General features: G+C 67.4%; 16 protein-coding genes and 1 pseudogene. 5 read left to right on the plus strand and 12 right to left on the minus strand.

Going from position 1 to position 16,423, the window contains the following annotated elements:
- Positions 1–246: 246 nt before the first annotated feature.
- The 5 genes from V2S05_RS06355 to V2S05_RS06375 are packed head-to-tail and all read right to left on the minus strand — an operon-like array spanning position 247 to position 4,986.
- On the minus strand, positions 247–1,422 hold the full coding sequence (locus V2S05_RS06355; protein WP_413634454.1) for an NAD(P)/FAD-dependent oxidoreductase: 1,176 nt from the start codon (positions 1,420–1,422) through the stop codon (positions 247–249).
- A 2-nt stretch (positions 1,423–1,424) separates the two neighbouring features.
- Positions 1,425–2,504, minus strand: coding sequence for a Gfo/Idh/MocA family oxidoreductase (locus V2S05_RS06360; RefSeq protein WP_413634455.1), 1,080 nt, complete (start codon positions 2,502–2,504; stop codon positions 1,425–1,427).
- The gene (locus tag V2S05_RS06365) at positions 2,504–3,274 is read right to left on the minus strand and encodes an amino acid ABC transporter ATP-binding protein (RefSeq protein ID WP_413634456.1); all 771 of its coding nucleotides are present in this window, start codon (positions 3,272–3,274) and stop codon (positions 2,504–2,506) included. The genes V2S05_RS06360 and V2S05_RS06365 overlap by 1 nt, the downstream gene beginning before the upstream one ends.
- Entirely contained in the window at positions 3,271–4,059 is a 789-nt protein-coding gene (locus V2S05_RS06370) for an amino acid ABC transporter permease (RefSeq protein ID WP_271637113.1), read from the minus strand. The genes V2S05_RS06365 and V2S05_RS06370 overlap by 4 nt, the downstream gene beginning before the upstream one ends.
- A 60-nt stretch (positions 4,060–4,119) precedes the next feature.
- Positions 4,120–4,986 carry an ABC transporter substrate-binding protein gene (locus V2S05_RS06375; RefSeq protein ID WP_271637112.1) on the minus strand — a complete coding sequence of 289 codons (867 nt, stop codon included), beginning with the start codon at positions 4,984–4,986 and terminating at the stop codon, positions 4,120–4,122.
- A 185-nt stretch (positions 4,987–5,171) separates the two neighbouring features.
- On the opposite strand from V2S05_RS06375, the gene V2S05_RS06380 reads away from it, so the two are divergent.
- A complete protein-coding gene (locus tag V2S05_RS06380) occupies positions 5,172–6,236 on the plus strand; it encodes a LacI family DNA-binding transcriptional regulator (protein WP_413634457.1) in 1,065 nt (354 codons plus the stop codon).
- 62 nt (positions 6,237–6,298) lie between these two features.
- On the opposite strand, the gene nrdF is transcribed toward V2S05_RS06380, so the two are convergent.
- The 4 genes from nrdF to nrdH form a co-directional block, all read right to left on the minus strand.
- Positions 6,299–7,279, minus strand: a complete 981-nt coding sequence (gene nrdF, locus V2S05_RS06385; protein WP_413634458.1) for a class 1b ribonucleoside-diphosphate reductase subunit beta — start codon at positions 7,277–7,279, stop codon at positions 6,299–6,301.
- 42 nt (positions 7,280–7,321) lie between these two features.
- Entirely contained in the window at positions 7,322–9,481 is a 2,160-nt protein-coding gene (nrdE, locus tag V2S05_RS06390) for a class 1b ribonucleoside-diphosphate reductase subunit alpha (RefSeq protein WP_413634459.1), read from the minus strand.
- On the minus strand, positions 9,463–9,891 hold the full coding sequence (gene nrdI / locus V2S05_RS06395) for a class Ib ribonucleoside-diphosphate reductase assembly flavoprotein NrdI (RefSeq protein WP_271637093.1): 429 nt from the start codon (positions 9,889–9,891) through the stop codon (positions 9,463–9,465). Before nrdI ends, nrdE begins: the two co-directional genes overlap by 19 nt.
- A gap of 63 nt (positions 9,892–9,954) precedes the next feature.
- Positions 9,955–10,188 carry a glutaredoxin-like protein NrdH gene (gene nrdH / locus V2S05_RS06400; RefSeq protein WP_071644641.1) on the minus strand — a complete coding sequence of 78 codons (234 nt, stop codon included), beginning with the start codon at positions 10,186–10,188 and terminating at the stop codon, positions 9,955–9,957.
- A gap of 376 nt (positions 10,189–10,564) precedes the next feature.
- On the opposite strand from nrdH, the gene V2S05_RS06405 reads away from it, so the two are divergent.
- The 3 genes from V2S05_RS06405 to V2S05_RS06415 are packed head-to-tail and all read left to right on the plus strand — an operon-like array spanning position 10,565 to position 13,689.
- Positions 10,565–11,773, plus strand: coding sequence for an MFS transporter (locus V2S05_RS06405; protein ID WP_413634460.1), 1,209 nt, complete (start codon positions 10,565–10,567; stop codon positions 11,771–11,773).
- A gap of 9 nt (positions 11,774–11,782) precedes the next feature.
- Entirely contained in the window at positions 11,783–12,532 is a 750-nt protein-coding gene (locus tag V2S05_RS06410) for an alpha/beta fold hydrolase (protein WP_413634461.1), read from the plus strand.
- Complete coding sequence (locus V2S05_RS06415) at positions 12,529–13,689, plus strand: acyl-CoA dehydrogenase family protein (RefSeq protein ID WP_413634462.1); 1,161 nt, start codon at positions 12,529–12,531, stop codon at positions 13,687–13,689. The genes V2S05_RS06410 and V2S05_RS06415 overlap by 4 nt, the downstream gene beginning before the upstream one ends.
- A gap of 149 nt (positions 13,690–13,838) precedes the next feature.
- On the opposite strand, the pseudogene V2S05_RS06420 reads toward V2S05_RS06415, so the two are convergent.
- Both V2S05_RS06420 and V2S05_RS06425 read right to left on the minus strand, forming a co-directional pair.
- A pseudogene (locus tag V2S05_RS06420) lies at positions 13,839–14,084 on the minus strand (hypothetical protein); the annotation flags it as partial.
- On the minus strand, positions 13,996–14,268 hold the full coding sequence (locus V2S05_RS06425; protein WP_271637088.1) for a metal-sensitive transcriptional regulator: 273 nt from the start codon (positions 14,266–14,268) through the stop codon (positions 13,996–13,998). The pseudogene V2S05_RS06420 and the gene V2S05_RS06425, both read right to left, overlap by 89 nt.
- Positions 14,269–14,302: 34 nt before the next feature.
- Between V2S05_RS06425 and V2S05_RS06430 the strand changes: the two genes are divergently transcribed.
- Positions 14,303–15,586 (plus strand): DUF445 domain-containing protein, encoded by a 1,284-nt coding sequence (locus V2S05_RS06430; RefSeq protein ID WP_413634463.1) that lies wholly within the window; start codon positions 14,303–14,305, stop codon positions 15,584–15,586.
- Between the two features lie 84 nt (positions 15,587–15,670).
- On the opposite strand, the gene V2S05_RS06435 is transcribed toward V2S05_RS06430, so the two are convergent.
- On the minus strand, positions 15,671–16,315 hold the full coding sequence (locus V2S05_RS06435; RefSeq protein ID WP_413634464.1) for an NAD(P)H-binding protein: 645 nt from the start codon (positions 16,313–16,315) through the stop codon (positions 15,671–15,673).
- Between the last annotated feature and the right edge of the window lie 108 nt (positions 16,316–16,423).

The raw sequence follows: 16,423 nt of genomic DNA on the forward strand, positions 1-16,423 counted from the left end.
CGGCCGTGCCGGAGTAGGTCTGGCGGATCGGTCCGAGGGTGGCTGCGCTGGTCTCGACGCCGGTGTCGATGTGAGTGGAACTGATGATGCTCTCCTGCCGATCAGATGCCCTTGAGCTGTGGAAGCCAAGGGCGGATGCCGATCGCTGGTGCCCACGCTACGCGGGTCGATATGCAGGGGAAGGCATGTGTCGAGGCGCGGGAGGGGCGGATGCCGAACGGCATCCGCCCCTCCCGTCTCACCCGATCAGGTGCTCGTGACCGGCGACCAGGCGCCGATCCCCACCTCGTCCAGCTCGACGCCGTCAGCGAATCGGCCCAGCCGGAAGGCATCGAGCACCGGCGACGGCTTGCCGGTGGTGATCTCCTCGGCGACCAGCTCGCCCAGGATCAGCCCGAGAGTGGCGCCCGAGTGCGTGAACAGCGTGTAGAGGCCGTCGATCCCCGGCACCGCCCCGACCACGGGCTCGCCGTCGCCCGGGATCGGCTTGAGGCCGGATGCCACCCGCTCTGCCACCAGCGTCGGGTGGCCCGCGAGCACACGCGATCCCTCCTCGAGCAGCCCGCGCACCGACTCATCCGGCACGGTGAGCGACCCGTCGGGCTCGACGATGATGGACTTCTCAGCCCAGTCCGCGTCGAGCACGAGGCGACCGTCCGGCATGGGGCGCACGGCCACCCGCGGGGTGTTCAGCACGGTTCTCACCCGGGGCTCGACCGGTTCGGTGACGACGACGAAGGCCGCGGGGGTGGCGTCCGGCACCGTCACGCCGAGGGCAGCGAGGTGAGCAGGCACGTCCCCGCCCGTGGCCAGCACCACTCGATCGGCCGGGAGTGCGGTTCCGTCGGCGAGGAGGACGCCGGCGGCTGCACCGTCGCGCACGTCGACCCGCACGTCCCCGGCGTCCTCCAGCAGCTCCGCCCCGTCCGCCCTCGCCTCGTCAAGAAGTGCGGTGATGAGATCGGGGAGGTTGACCCAGCCCTCGCCCCGGTTGAAGATCGCGCCTTCGGACGAGACCGCGTCGGGATCCACATCCGGTGTGAGCGCCGCGACCTGCTCCCGGTCGAGCCACAGCGAGTCGTATCCGCCAGCGCGCTCGTAGTCGAAGGTGCCACGGAAGCTCTCGTCCTCGCCACCCCACTTCAGCGCACCGTCGAAGCGCAGGTACGACGCGCTGTCAGGGTGCCGTTCGCGCCAGGTGCGGTAGCGGTCGAGGCCGATCAGACGCAGGTAGCGGTACTCGGTCGACCGTGCGCCCGATGAGTTCAGCCATGCGATCGAACGCCCAGATGCGCCATCGGCCGGTTTGCCCGCGGTGACGAGTGTCACCCGGGTTCCGGAGCGCGCGAGGTGGGCCGCGGTCGAGGCGCCGAGGATCCCGGCGCCGATCACGACGACGTGCAGAGGCTGCGATTCGGTCATCTTCATCCTTCGTTCTGTTCGGAGAGGTCGGGGCGACGCAGTGGCGTCTCGGCGTGCAGTCGCTCGATGATCTCGATCACCGAGACCGCGTCTCTCGGATCGACCGGGAGATCCGCGTCTTCGCGAAGTGCGTCAGCGAGGGCGCGGTAGAACGCGCCGTAGTCGCCGCGGTGCGTCGGCAACGGCTTCAGGTCGCCTTCCACGCCGAAGAGCCCCCAGCGCGACGCCGGGGTGACGCCGTAGTCCTCGTCGGCGGGCGAGGCACCGGCATCCAGTGCCGACTCCTGCCCGTCCAGGCCGTGGCTCGTGTACCCGCTCAGAGAGCCGAGCACGTGGAATCGAGGCCCGAACTGCGGAGCGAGAGAGTTCATCCACAGGTGCGAGATGGTGCCCGACTCGTGTCGCAGCGCGACGAAGGCGTCGTCGTCGGCGAGGCCGCCTGGCCGGTTCACCGCCAGCTCGGCCCTCGCCTCCGCGACCGGGCCGAACAGCTGCACGGCCTGGTCGATCAGGTGCGTGCCGAGATCGAACAGGATGCCGCCGCCCTGTGACGCTGATGCCTCGGCCTTCCAGCTCGCTCGCATCTCGGGCTTGAACCACTCGAACCGCGACTCGAAACGACGCACGGCACCGAGACGGCCGGTCTCGACGAGAGCCCGGACGGTCTGGAAGTCGCCATCCCAGCGCCTGTTCTGGAACACCGTGATCCGCCGGCCGAGCCTCTGCGCATGCTCGATGAGCGCCCGGCCCTCATCCGAGGTCGCCGTGAACGGCTTGTCGACGACGACGTCCAGCCCTGCATCGAGCGCGGCCGTCGCGATGCGGGCGTGCGTGGCCGGTGGCGTTCCGATCACGACGAGGTCGAGGTCATGCGCGGCCTCGAGCATCTCGTCGACCGTCGCGAGCACCCGGGCATCCGGATGCCGCGCCGCGGCGTCCGCCGCGCGACCTGCGTCGCCGGTCACGATCACATCCAGCGAGAACGCCGGATCCGCGTCGAGGAACGGCGCATGGAACACGCGGCCAGAGACCCCGTATCCGATGACGGCGGTGCGGATCGGCTCGGCTGATGTCGTCGCCATCACAGCACCTCCGAGAGGAAGAGGCGCAGGCGATCGCTCTGCGGATCGTCGAAGATCTGCTCGGGTGTGCCCGCCTCGACGACCCGGCCCTCATCCATGAAGACGACCTGATCGGCGACCTTGCGCGCGAATCCCATCTCATGCGTCACGACGAGCATCGTCATGCCGCGTTGCGCGAGCTCAGCCATGAGGTTCAGCACGCCCTTGACCAGCTCGGGGTCGAGGGCGCTGGTCGCCTCGTCGAAGAGCATGACCTCAGGCTCCATGGCGAGGGCACGCGCGATCGCGACGCGTTGCTGCTGTCCCCCGGACAGATCGCGAGGGCGATGATCGGCGCGCTCGGCCAGTCCGACCTCGGTGAGCCTGGCCAGCGCGATGCGCTCAGCCTCACCCTTCGCCATGCGCTTCACATTGCGCAGCGCGAGAGCGACATTCTGCTGCGCGGTGTGATCGGGGAACAGGTTGAAATGCTGGAAGACGAGGCCGACCCGGCGGCGGAGCACGTCGGGCTTGAGAGAGAGGGCGTCGTCGTCTGCGAGCTGAACTCGCCCGGCCTTGGGCTCGTGGAGGCGGTTCACTCCGCGCACGAGGGTCGACTTGCCGGACCCCGACGGCCCGATGATGCACGTCGTGGTGCCGGGCTCGACGGTGAGCGAGACGTCGTTGATGACGTCGATGTCGCCGTAGGCCATGCGGAGGTTCTCGATCTGCAGCCGCGAGCCCTCGAAGAAGCGGCCCTCGGTGATGGGCTGGGGTGACGTGTAGGTCATGTGTTCTCTCCTCGGGTGTACACCGGGCTGAGCGACTGCTCGGCCACCTCTTCCAGACCGCTCTTGGGCGGCGTGGGCTTGCGGCGACCGGTGCGGAATCTGTTGTCGAAGTAGTTGACCAGGTGGGTCAGCGGCACGGTGATCACGAGGTAGAAGATGCCGGCCATCACCAGTGGCGACAGGTTGCCGGTCAGCACCGCGGCATCCTGGCCGACGCGGAACAGCTCTCGCTCCGACACCAGCAGCCCGAGGAAGTACACCAGGGAGGAGTCCTTCACGATGGCGATGAACTGGTTCACCAGTGCGGGCAGGACCCGGCGGATGCCTTGCGGGACCACGACCAGGCGCATGGCCGACCCGTAGCTCATGCCCAGTGCGCGGCAGGCCTCGAGCTGACCCCGCTCGACGGACTGGATGCCGGCGCGGAAGATCTCGCCGATGTACGCGCCCGCGATCAGGCTCAGCGCCAGGATGCCGAGCGGGTACGGCGAAGGACCGAACATCTGCCGGCTGATCGAGGCGAAGCCCTGCCCGATCAGCAGAATCGTCAGAATCGCGGGCAGCCCGCGGAAGATGTCTGTGTAGATGCGCGCGGGAACGCGCAGCCACGCGGTACGGGCGACGCCCATGACCGCGAGGATCATGCCGATGACGATGCCGAGCACAGTGGCGGCCACCGAGATGATCAGGGTGTTCACCAGTCCCGTGCCGAGCAGCTGCGGAAGAACCTTCCACATCGCCTCGAAATCGAGGAACGTCTTGATGAGCTTGTCGAGCCAGTCCATGTGGATCTCCTGTTCGAGGTGCGGGGCCGCGTCGGCCGAGGCCCCGCACCGACGAGGCGATTACTCGCCGTCGCCCTCGCCCTGCTCGTCGCTGGGCAGGTACTGGTCGGGCATCGGGGAGCCCGGGAACCACTTCTCGTAGAGCTCCTTCCAGGTGCCGTCCTCCATCGCATCGTGCAGAGCGTCGTTCAGCGCCTCCTTGAACTCGTCCTTGCCCTTCGCGATCGCGAAGCCGGCCGGCGCATCGAACGACGGGATGTCGATCGCGTTCTCGAGGCCGTACTGCTCGGCGTACTCCTTGGCGGCCTCGTAGTCGAGGAAGTGCGCATCGATGGAGCCGCTGTTGACCGCGGAGATCGCCGAGTTGTTGTCCGGGAAGCGGACGAGCTCGGTGTCGGTGAAGTTCTTCACCGCATAGGCCTCCTGCAGGGTGCCCTGCACCACGCCGAGACGCTTGCCGGCAAGACTCTCCTCGTCTGTGATGTCGCTGTCGGGGCTCGCCATCACCGTGAGGTAGCCGGCGAGGTATCCGTCGGAGAAGTCGACCGTCTGCTTGCGCTCATCGGTGATGCCGATCGCGGCCACTCCGACATCGAACTGGCCGTTCGCGACGGCGGCGAGCAGACCGGAGAAGTCCTGACCGGTGAAGACGACCTTCTCGATGCCGATGCGGTTCGCCACGTCGGTGAACAGCTCGACGTCGAAGCCGGTGAACTCGCCGGACTCGTCGGTGAACGTGTAGGGCTTGGAGTCACCGAGGCTTGCCACTCGGATCTCGCCGGGCGTGATCAGACCGTAGGGGTTGTCTTCGGCGGCGTCTCCCCCGCCGCCGGTCGAGGCGGAGGGCGAGCATGCGGCGAGCGCGAGCGCGGCGGTCGCGGCGACGGCGGCCAGGGCCGTTCGGCGGAGTGTGGAGCGGATGCTCATGGGTGTTCCTCTCTGAACTGCAGATCCATGGGGTGGAGGGGCTTGTGATGAGACCGGTCTCAACCTGTTACATTGAGACCGGTCTCAATTCGTTTCGGTGGACGCTACACGGCTTCGAGCGCGACGTCAACCGATAGGTTCGAGATCTGCGATCCGCCGCTGGCGCGGAGAGACGAAGGGGCGACATGAGCGAAACGGGAACCGGGCGCCGAGAGGCCACCGTCAGCGATGTCGCTCGCCTTGCATGCGTGTCGAAAGCGACGGCAGCGCGGGCGCTCGGCGACTACGGTGCCGTGAGCGACGCGGTGCGCGACCGGGTGCAGAAGGCGGCGGACGAGCTCGGCTACCGCCCGAACGCTCTCGCGCGCACCATGAGCACGGGCCGATCGCACACCCTCGGCATCATCATCGGAGACATTGAGAACCCGTTCTTCGCGAAGGCGACTCGCGGGGCAGCGGACGTCGCCGCCGAGGCCGGCTATGACCTCATCCTGTCGAACTCCGACGAGGAGCCCGCCGTCGAGGCGAAGGCGGTCGCCGTGCAGCTCGCGAAACAGGTCGACGGCCTGCTCATCGCGCCGGCGTCGTCGCTCGAGCCCGGCAATCTGCAGCCCGTGCTCGATGCGGGTCGGCCCCTCGTGCTCTTCGACCGCACGGTGCCCGGCGTCGAGGTCGACGCGGTCATCACCGACAACCGCGCGGGTGCGCGGCAGCTCACGGAGCTGATGCTCGACGCCGGCCACCGCCGGATCGCGTTCATATCGACGCTGGCTCACGACGGCGCCTTCCGCACGGGAGAAGAGCTCTCGTCATCGGCAGTGGCCGACCGCGTCATCGGATTCATGGAGACGCTGGCCGCCGCAGGAGTGGCGCATCCGGCCACCTTCGTCCACCTCAACGCCCGTCGTGACGGCGTCGATGCGCTCGCTGCCCGGCTGCTCGACGGCGACGACGCGGTGACCGCGATCATCGCCTCCGACAGCCTCATCGCACTGGCGGTGTTCAGGGCCGCACAGGAGCGAGGCGTGCTGATCCCCCAGCAGCTCTCGCTCGCGGGCTTCGATGACGCTCCGTGGATGAGCGTGACCACCCCTGGTGTCACCGTGGTCGAGCAGCCCATCCACGAGATCGGCGCTCAGGCGACACGCATCCTGCTGCACCGGATCAGGGGCGATGGGCGACCCGTCGAGACGACGGTGCTGCCTCAGAAGCTGGTGGAACGTGGATCAGTGGCGTCGCCGGAGCGTTGAGCGACGAAGAAGGCGGATGCTGAGCAGCATCCGCCTTCTTCCATAGGCGAGGACGGATGAGATCAGAAGTCCCAGTCGTCGTCTTCCGTGGCCTCGGCCTTGCCGATCACGTACGACGAGCCCGACCCCGAGAAGAAGTCGTGGTTCTCGTCGGCGTTGGGCGACAGTGCCGACAGGATCGCCGGGTTCACGTTGGTGACCGTGGAGGGGAACATCGGCTCGTAGCCGAGGTTCATCAGCGCCTTGTTGGCGTTGTAGTGCAGGAACTTCTTGACGTCCTCGGTCAGGCCGACACCGTCGTAGAGGTCCTGGGTGTACTGCACCTCGTTCTCGTAGAGCTCGAACAGCAGGTTGAAGGTGTAGTCCTTCAGCTCCTGACGGCGCTCCTCGGTCTCGTTCTCGAGGCCCTTCTGGAACTTATAGCCGATGTAGTACCCGTGCACGGCCTCGTCACGGATGATGAGGCGGATGAGGTCGGCCGTGTTCGTCAGCTTCGCCTTCGACGACCAATAGATCGGCAGGTAGAAGCCCGAGTAGAACAGGAACGACTCGAGCAGCGTCGAGGCCACCTTGCGCTTGAGCGGGTCGTCACCACGGTAGTAGTCGACGATGATCTGCGCCTTCTTCTGCAGGTTCTGGTTCTCGACGGACCAGCGGAAGGCCTCGTCGATCTCCTTCGTCGAGCACAGGGTCGAGAAGATCGACGAGTAGCTCTTCGCGTGCACCGACTCCATGAACGCGATGTTGGTGTACACCGCCTCCTCGTGCGGGGTGATCGCGTCGGGGATCAGCGAGACCGCGCCCACGGTGCCCTGGATCGTGTCGAGCAGGGTGAGCCCCGTGAACACCCGCATGGTGAGCAGCTGCTCGTCGTGGGTCAGTGTGTTCCACGACTGCACGTCGTTCGACAGCGGCACCTTCTCGGGAAGCCAGAAGTTGTTCACGAGGCGGTTCCACACCTCGAGGTCCTTCTCGTCCTCGATGCGGTTCCAGTTGATCGCCTGCACGTGGTCGATCAGCGTGAGCTTGGGAGACGGAGTCATTCCACCAATCCTGTTCTAGAAAAAAGCCTGATCAGAAGGCAATTACAACATGCAGCTGACGCACTCGGACATGTCGGTCCCCTCGAGGGCGAGCTGGCGAAGACGGATGTAGTAGATCGTCTTGATGCCCTTGCGCCATGCATAGATCTGCGCCTTGTTGATATCGCGGGTGGTGGCGGTGTCCTTGAAGAACAGCGTCAGCGACAGGCCCTGGTCGACGTGCTGGGTGGCGGCGGCGTACGTGTCGATGACCTTCTCGTAGCCGATCTCGTACGCGTCCTGGTAGTACTCCAGGTTGTCGTTCGTCATGAACGGCGCCGGGTAGTACACGCGACCGAGCTTGCCCTCCTTGCGGATCTCGACCTTCGACGCGATCGGGTGGATCGACGACGTCGAGTTGTTGATGTACGAGATCGAGCCGGTCGGCGGCACCGCCTGCAGGTTCTGGTTGAACAGACCGTGCTGCTGGATGCTCTCGCGCAGCTCGATCCAGTCCTGCTGCGCGGGGATGAACTTGCCGGCGAAGAGCTCCTTGACCTTCTCCGTCGCGGGCACCCAGGCCTGTTCGATGTACTTGTCGAAGAACTCGCCCGACGCGTAGGTGGAGTCGGCGAAGCCATCGAAGGTCTCGCCGCGCTCGATGGCGAGCTTGTTCGACGCCTTCAGCGCGTGGAACAGCACGGTGTAAAAGTAGATGTTCGTGAAGTCGATGCCCTCTTCCGAACCGTAGAAGACGCGCTCGCGGGCGAGATAGCCGTGCAGGTTCATCTGGCCGAGGCCGATGGCGTGCGAGCGATCGTTGCCGTCCTCGATCGAGCGCACCGAGTTGATGTGGCTCTGGGTGCTGACGGCGGTCAGCGCGCGGATGGCGGTCTCGACGGTCTTGCCCAGGTCATCGGCATCCATCGCCAGGGCGATGTTCATCGAGCCGAGGTTGCACGAGATGTCCTTGCCGATCTGGTCGTACGACAGGTCGTCGTTGTACGTGGTCGGCGTGTTCACCTGCAGGATCTCGCTGCACAGGTTCGACATGTTGATGCGGCCCTTGATCGGGTTCGCCTTGTTCACCGTGTCTTCGAACATGATGTACGGGTAACCCGACTCGAACTGGATCTCGGCGAGAGTCTGGAAGAACTCGCGTGCGTTGATCTTCGTCTTCTTGATGCGCGAGTCGTCGACCATCTCGTGGTACTTCTCGGTCACCGAGATGTCGCCGAAGGGCACGCCGTAGACGCGCTCGACGTCGTACGGCGAGAACAGGTACATGTCCTCGCCCTTCTTTGCGAGCTCGAACGTGATGTCGGGCACGACGACGCCCAGCGAAAGCGTCTTGATGCGGATCTTCTCGTCGGCGTTCTCACGCTTCGTGTCGAGGAAGCGCATGATGTCGGGGTGGTGCGCGTTGAGGTACACCGCGCCCGCACCCTGCCGGGCGCCGAGCTGGTTGGCGTAGCTGAAGCTGTCTTCGAGCAGCTTCATCACCGGGATGATGCCGGATGACTGGTTCTCGATCTGCTTGATCGGCGCACCCGACTCGCGGATGTTCGACAGCAGCAGCGCGACGCCGCCGCCGCGCTTGGACAGCTGCAGCGACGAGTTGATGCCGCGGGCGATCGACTCCATGTTGTCTTCGATCCGCAGCAGGAAGCAGCTGACGAGCTCACCGCGCTGCGCCTTGCCGGCGTTGAGGAAGGTCGGGGTGGCTGGCTGGAAGCGGCCGGAGATGATCTCCTCGACGAGGTCGATCGCGACCTGCTCGTCGCCCTCGGCGAGCGCGAGCGCGGTCATCACGACGCGGTCTTCGAAGCGCTCGAGGTAGCGCTTGCCGTCGAAGGTCTTCAGCGTGTAGCTCGTGTAGTACTTGAACGCGCCGAGGAAGGTCTCGAAGCGGAACTTCTTCGAGTACGCCAGGTCGTTGAGCTTCTGCACGAAGTCGAACGAGTACTGCTCGATCACGGCGCCCTCGTAGTACTGCTTCTCGACGAGGTAGTCGAGGCGCTCCTTGAGGGAGTGGAAGAACACGGTGTTCTGGTTGACGTGCTGCAGGAAGTACTCCCGCGCGGCGCGCTTGTCGGCGTCGAACTGGATCTTGCCGTTCGCGTCGTACAGGTTGAGCATCGCGTTGAGGGCGTGATAGTCGAGCCCTTCGTACGCGGGGTTCACCTTGAACTCGACTGCGTCTGTCACTGTCGCTTCCACCATCGTTCCAATCCGTCGCTCACGCGATCGACGTCGTCCTGTGTGCCGAATACCTCGAAGCGATACAAGTGGGGCACGTCGCACTTGCGGCTGATGATCTCTCCGGCGAGGCAGAACGCCTCGCCGAAATTCGTGTTGCCCGCGGAGATGACCCCGCGGATGTGGCGCCGGTTGCGCTCGTCGTTGAGGAACCGGATGACCTGCTTGGGCACGGCGCCCTTCTCCTCACCGCGCCCCTGCCCGCCCCCGTAGGTCGGGGTGACGAGGACGAACGGCTCGTCTACGACGAGCGGCTCCTCGGTGCGGAGCAGGGGGATGCGGCGGGCGGGAAGGCCGAGCTTCTCGATGAATCGTGCGGTGTTACCCGACGCGCTCGAGAAGTAGACCAGGAGCGGCACCGCAGTCGCGACCATGCTCACAGTTCACCTCGGTTCCTGAGCGTCGTCGAAGGACGATTCCTGAGCGCCGTCGAAGGATCACGCGAGACGGGCTGCGAGCTCGTCGATCTTGTCGGGACGGAAGCCCGACCAGTGGCCGTCATCGGTGACGACGACGGGTGCCTGCATGTACCCGAGCGCTTTGACCTGCTCGAGCGCCGAGGCGTCTTCCGAGAGGTCGGTGATCTGGTACTCGATGCCCTTGGCGTCGAGGGCGCGGTAGGTCGCGTTGCACTGCACGCAGGAAGGCTTGGTGTAGACCGTGATCGACATGGTGATGTCTGATTCCCCTCTGATCCAGGTGGTTTCTCCGGCAGACCTCCGCCGGGACTTCAATACTACATATGGGGACGGACATTGGAAGCGACCACAAGGGGTAGTAGTTACATCCGTGTAGTTTTCCACTGCTCTCCCCAGATACAACACAGCTTGTCCACGCTTTCTTCCACAGCCCTCGCGCACCCGAGAGGTCGCTCGGACCGCGGATTCACGCGGCTTGCAAGGCCGGCTGGTGAATCCATCCACAGGCAGGACGGTACGCCCGGCCACCGACATCCGATTTCCTGTGGAGAAGCTTCCCCGGCGTGTCGCGGCGCGTCGCCACCGAGCCGTCTCGCGCCGCCGAGCGCGCGCCGGATAATCTGCTCTGATGGCGGGATATCGGGACCTCCTTCGCACGCCCGGTGTGGCGCGGATGATCGCCGCACAGCTGGTGGCGCGCTTCCCCAACGGGATGACGAGCCTGGCGATCCTGCTGCACGTCGAGCAGCAGACCGGATCGTACGGCGCGGCCGGCATCGTGCTCGCCGCGGCCTCGGTCGGGCAGGCCGTCGCCGGTCCCGTCACGAGCCGCTGGATGGGCGCCTGGGGCATGCGCCGCGTGCTCACCCTCACCCTCATCGTCTGCGTACTCGCCGTGCTCGGTCTCGCGCTGCTTCCGCTCGGCCTGCCCGGCTACATGGCCTTCGCCCTGCTCGCGGGGCTGTCGACCCCGCCCGTGCAGGCGGCCGTGCGCACCATCTACCCCAAGCTCGTCAACGCCGGTCAGCTCACTCCTCTGTTCTCGCTCGACGCGTCGCTGCAGGAGATCATCTGGATCGTCGCACCGGTGGTCATCACCGTCGTGTCCACCCAGGTCGGCACGGTGCAGGGCCTGCTGCTGGTCGCGGCGATCCTCGTGCTGGGCGGGGCGTGGTTCATCCTCTCCCCTGAGGTCGGTCGCGTCCGCATCCCGCGCAGCCGTCGCGCGTTCGGCCGCGTGGTGCTCAAGCCCCCGGTGATGCTCGCGACGGTCATCGGCTTTCTGCTCATCGGCGCCTGCTCGGCGGTCGAGGTGGGCGTCGTCGCGACCTTCGGGCACGGCGGGCTCGAGGCCGGACTCGTGCTCGCGGTCTTCTCGGTCGGCAGCCTCGTGGGCGGCCTGGCGTTCGGGCACATCCCCATCGGCCCGTGGGCGATGGCCCGCCGCCTGCTCATCGTGACGATCGGTCTCGGCCTGACGATGGTGTCGCTGAACATCTTCTGGCTCGGCGGCACCCTGGTGCTCGCCGGTGTCGGCATCGCACCCGCTCTGGCCGTGCTCTTCGCGATCACCACCGCCAGCGTGAAGTTCAGCGAGACGGCCGAGGCGTTCGGCTGGGCGGGCACCGGGCAGCTGATCGGCGCCGCCGCGGGGTCGGCGGTGGCGGGCATCCTCATCGATCAGTCCGGGCCGACGGGCGCGTATCTGGCGGCCGCCCTGTTCGCCCTGGTCGGCCTGGTCGTCTCGATCGTTTTCGTCCGCGCCTTCCCCGACCTGCGCCACCGCGACCCCTCTCCTTATCCCGACACCGAGCCGATCCAGACCGCCCGCATCTAGGCTGGTCGCGTGCCCGCACCGATCACTCTCCCTCGTCTGGTGTGGGGCGACGGTCCCCGCCGCGCCCTGCTCGTCCACGGCCTGGGTTCGTCGGCAGCGCTGATGTGGCGCATCGGCGCCGCACTGGCGGATGCCGGGTGGCAGGCCACCGCGGTCGACCTGCGCGGTCATGGCGACGCGCCCCGCGCGCTCGATTACTCGGTCGCCGCCTACGGCGCCGACGTCGCAGCCGTTCGCCCGGAGGGCGACGACGAATGGGATGCCGTGATCGGGCACTCGCTGGGCGGCGCCTCGACCGTGGTCGCCGCGACCATGGCATCCGGATGGACGAGGCGCCTGGTGCTGATCGATCCGGCGATCCACGTCGCCGGGCGCGACGAGGGGATCATCCGCCGCAGCCAGAAGCGCGCGTTCGCGGCGCCCGATGTCGAGTCGGTGCGCACAGAGCATCCCGATTGGCATCCGCAGGACGTGGAGCTGAAGGTGGATGCCGTGCTTCGGGCCAGCCGATGGGCCGTCGAGCAGACCAGCGTGCAGAACCAGCCCTGGGACGTGCGCGCGCAGGCAGCGCAGCTCGACATCCCGACCCACATCGTGGGAGCCGACCCCGAGGTGTACAGCCTGTTCACCGGCGAGCTGGCCGATTCGGTGCTCGAGAACCCGCACATCACCATGTCGGTCGTCGCCGGCGCCGGACACTCACCCCACCGCGATCGTCCCGAAGAGACGATCCGGCAGATCCTGGAGGCCCTCTCGTGAGCGCATTCGACCCCGCAGATCATCTGCCCGACGACGTGCTCGAGCGCATCCGCGAGCGGGCAGCCGTGCACGACCGCGAGAACACCTTCCCTCAGCACGATCTCGACGAGCTGCGCGAGCCCGGCTACCTGTCGATCCTCGTGCCGCGCGAGCGCGGCGGCGCGGGTCTCGGTCTCGCCGAGGCGGCGGTGCTGCAGCAGCGCCTCGCCTCCGCGGCACCCGCCACGGCACTGGCGATCAACATGCACCTGGTGTGGACGGGTGTGGCGAAGGTGTTCAGCGACCGCGGTGTGCCGGGGCTGGAGTTCGTGCAGGACGGCGCCGTCGCCGGTGACGTCTTCGCGTTCGGCATCAGCGAGGGCGGCAACGATCTGGTGCTGTTCGGCAGCGACACGGATGCCGTGCCGCAGAGCGACGGCGGCTACGCCTTCACGGGCACGAAGATCTTCACCTCCCTCGCCCCGGTGTGGACCAAGCTCGGCCTGCACGGCCTCGACACCACGAGTCCGGATGCCCCGAAGCTCGTGTTCGCCTTCATCGACCGCACCGACGCCGTGACCACGAGCGACGACTGGGACACCCTCGGCATGCGCGGCACGCAGAGTCGCACCACGCGCCTGAACGGTGCGGTCGCGGCGCCCGAGCACGTGGTGCGCCGCATCGATCCCGGCCCGAACCCCGACCCGATCGTGTTCGGCATCTTCAGCGTCTTCGAGATCCTGCTGGCATCGGTGTACACCGGCATCGCCCGGCGCGGACTCGACCTCGCTGTCGGCGCCGCGAAGGCGCGCCGCTCGAAGAAGACCGGGACGACGTACAGCCAGGATCCCGACATCCGGTGGCGGATCGCCGAGATGGCGCTGGCGTACGACGCCCTGCCGCCGCAGATCGCCGCGCTCGCGCGCGACGTCGACGACAGCGCCGGCCACGGTGCGCGCTGGTTCACGCTGCTGTCGGGGCTGAAGCACCGCGCCGTCGTGATGGCGAAGCAGGTCGTCGACGAGGCGATGCTCGTCGCCGGCGGCGGCTCGTACTTCTCCGCGAACGAGCTGTCGCGCCTGTACCGTGACGTGCTCGCCGGCATGTTCCACCCGTCCGACCCGGAGTCGGCGCACTCGACGGCCGCCTCGGCCTGGCTGGGCCCACTCGAGGGCTGAGGCTCCGCCCTGATCAGGCTGCGAAGACGCGCGCTCCCTCGACCCAGGTGCCGAGAACGCGCGTCTCGCCGATCTGCTCCGGTTCGCCCCTCGAAGGGGTCGCGGTCGAGCAGCGCGAGATCGGCCAGCATGCCCACCCGGATCATTCCCGTCTCGGGCAGGCTGTTCACCCGCGCCGACCCGGCGGTGTACGCCTGCAGGGCGGTGCTATCCAGAACACGCTGTGGGTCGGCATCCTCGGCACGCTGCTGTGTCTGCTCCGAGAACGAGTCCGTTGTCAGAGCTGCGCCATCCTGCCGATATGGTCTACTTGCGGTCGAAGTCGAAGGCCTTGAGCAGCTCGCCGACCGCCGTCTCGCGCTGTTCGCCGCCCTCCTCGAACATGTGCGTGACATGCGTGCGCAGATGGTTCTCGAGCAGCAGGCGGTTGAGCGACTCCAGCGAGCGCTGCACGGCACGCGACTGCGTGATGATGTCCATGCAGTACTCCTCGTTCTCGATCATCCGCGCGATCCCGCGCAGCTGACCCTCGAGGATGCTGGTGCGGTGCAGCGCGCGCTTCTTGATGTCGTCGATCACCCTTCAAGCGTAGTCACCGTGAAAGGATGTCGACATGTCGCGAACACCGATGGCGCTGCTGTCGCCCGCCGATCAGGAGCGACTGCGCGGCCTGCGCCGTATGAAGGCTGTGGCCCTCGGTGCGCTCATCTTCATGGCCGTCGTGTTCGTGCTCTCGTTCTGGCTCGAAGCACGGCATCCCTGGCTCGGATACGTCCGCGCGGCCGCGGAAGGCGGCATGGTGGGCGCTCTGGCCGACTGGTTCGCGGTGACCGCCCTGTTCCGGCGCCCGCTCGGGCTGCCGATCCCGCACACCGCGATCATTCCCAACCGCAAGGACGAGATCGGCCGCACGCTCGGCGAGTTCGTCGAGACCAACTTCCTGGCGAGCGACGTCGTGCGCGACAAGCTGTCGACGACCGCACTTTCGCAGCGACTGGGCGAATGGCTCACGCACGAGGCGCACGCCGAGCGTGTGGGCTCGGAGGCGGCGACGGCCGCGTCGGCGGTGCTGCGCGCTCTGAGCGACGACGACGTTCAGAGCCTGATCGCCGACCTCGCGCGCGAGCACCTCATCGAGCCGGACTGGGCGCCGTCGGCCGGCACCTGGCTGCAGCGCATCGTCGAGGCAGACGCGCATCGCGGAGCCGTCGACCTCGCGGTCGACAGCCTCGGCGCGTGGCTGGAGAACAACGCAGCGGCCTTCCAGGGGCTCATCTCACGACGACTGCCGTCCTGGGTGCCCCGTCTCGCCCACCGCTTCGTCGACGAGACCGCCTACAGCGAGGCGCTCAAGTTCGTCCGCGCCGTGCACGCCGATCCCCGGCATCCGGCCCGCCTCGCCCTCGACGGCTACCTCGCCCGCCTCGCCGACGGCCTGCAGCACGACGAAGCCATGCGCGACCGGCTCGAGAGCGCGAAGACGACGCTGTTCGACAGCCCGCGGGTGGGCGAGCTCGCCGCGCAGGCATGGAACACCGCCAAGGCGGGCCTGCTCGACGCGCTCGCCGACCCCGAGAGCGGGCTGCGCCGCAGGGCGGCCGCCACGATCGCCGAGATCGGGCAGCGGCTGGCCACCGACCCGACGCTGCAGGCGCGGGTCGACGGCTGGGTGACGGACGCGGCCGTGTTCCTCGTCGACCGGTACCGCCACGACATCGCGTCGATCATCACCGACACCGTCGAGAAGTGGGATCCGGCCGAGACCACGGAGAAGATCGAGCTCATGGTCGGGCGCGACCTGCAGTACATCCGCCTGAACGGCACCGTCGTGGGGGCGCTCGCGGGTCTGACGATCTACGCCGTGGCGCACGCCCTCATCCCCGGGGGGATCGGCTGAGCCGCTCCCGCGGCGATGGCCCCGCGTCGCCGGGCAGCGTCAGGCCGCGACCGCCTCGGCGATCGGCGTCTCGCCGTCGTCGGATCAGGCCGCGACTGCCTCGGCGATCGGCGTCTCGCCGTCGTTGAAGAGAATGGTGCGGCCGACCGTCGAGTCGTCGACGAGCACCTGTGCGATGACCTCCGCCACGTTCGCGCGCGAGACCTGATCGGATTCGCTCGAGGTGACATCGATGCGCCCGGTGCCCTCTTCGAGGGTGAGCGCGCTCGGTCCCAGCACCGTCCAGTCGAGCTCGGACGAGCGCAGGTGCTCGTCTGCGGCGGCCTTCGCCTCGGCATAGGCGTGGAAGGGGTTGTCGGCCGGAACCCCGTGCTCCCGCGAGGCGCCGAAGTACGACACCATCACGTAGCGGCGCACACCGGCATCCGCCGCTGCGTCCATCGACCGCACCGCGGCGTCGCGATCGACCGCGCGGGTGCGAGCGGCGTCTCCGCCACCGGCGCCCGCTGACCACACCACGGCGTCGTGACCGGAGAGAAGCTCGGCGATCGCCGCCTGGTCCTGCTGCTCGATGTCGAACACGACCGGCTCCGCACCGGCCGCACGCACGTCGTCGACGTGGTCGGGGTTGCGGATCACAGCGGTCACCTCGTCACCGCGGGCAGAGAGAAGAGGGGCGAGCAGCAGGGCGACCTTTCCGTGGCCGCCGAAGATCACGATTCGAGCCATGCCTCCACCGTACGCCGCTTCGGCGAGGGCGGGGTCCGCTCAGCGACACTTCCGCTGCGGTATGAGACTGACACTCAGACGTCAAGCCTCGTGCTGGAAGAGAAGTCT

The sequence above is a fragment of the Microbacterium sp. OR16 genome (assembly GCF_047306725.1).
Taxonomy (GTDB): Bacteria; Actinomycetota; Actinomycetes; order Actinomycetales; family Microbacteriaceae; genus Microbacterium.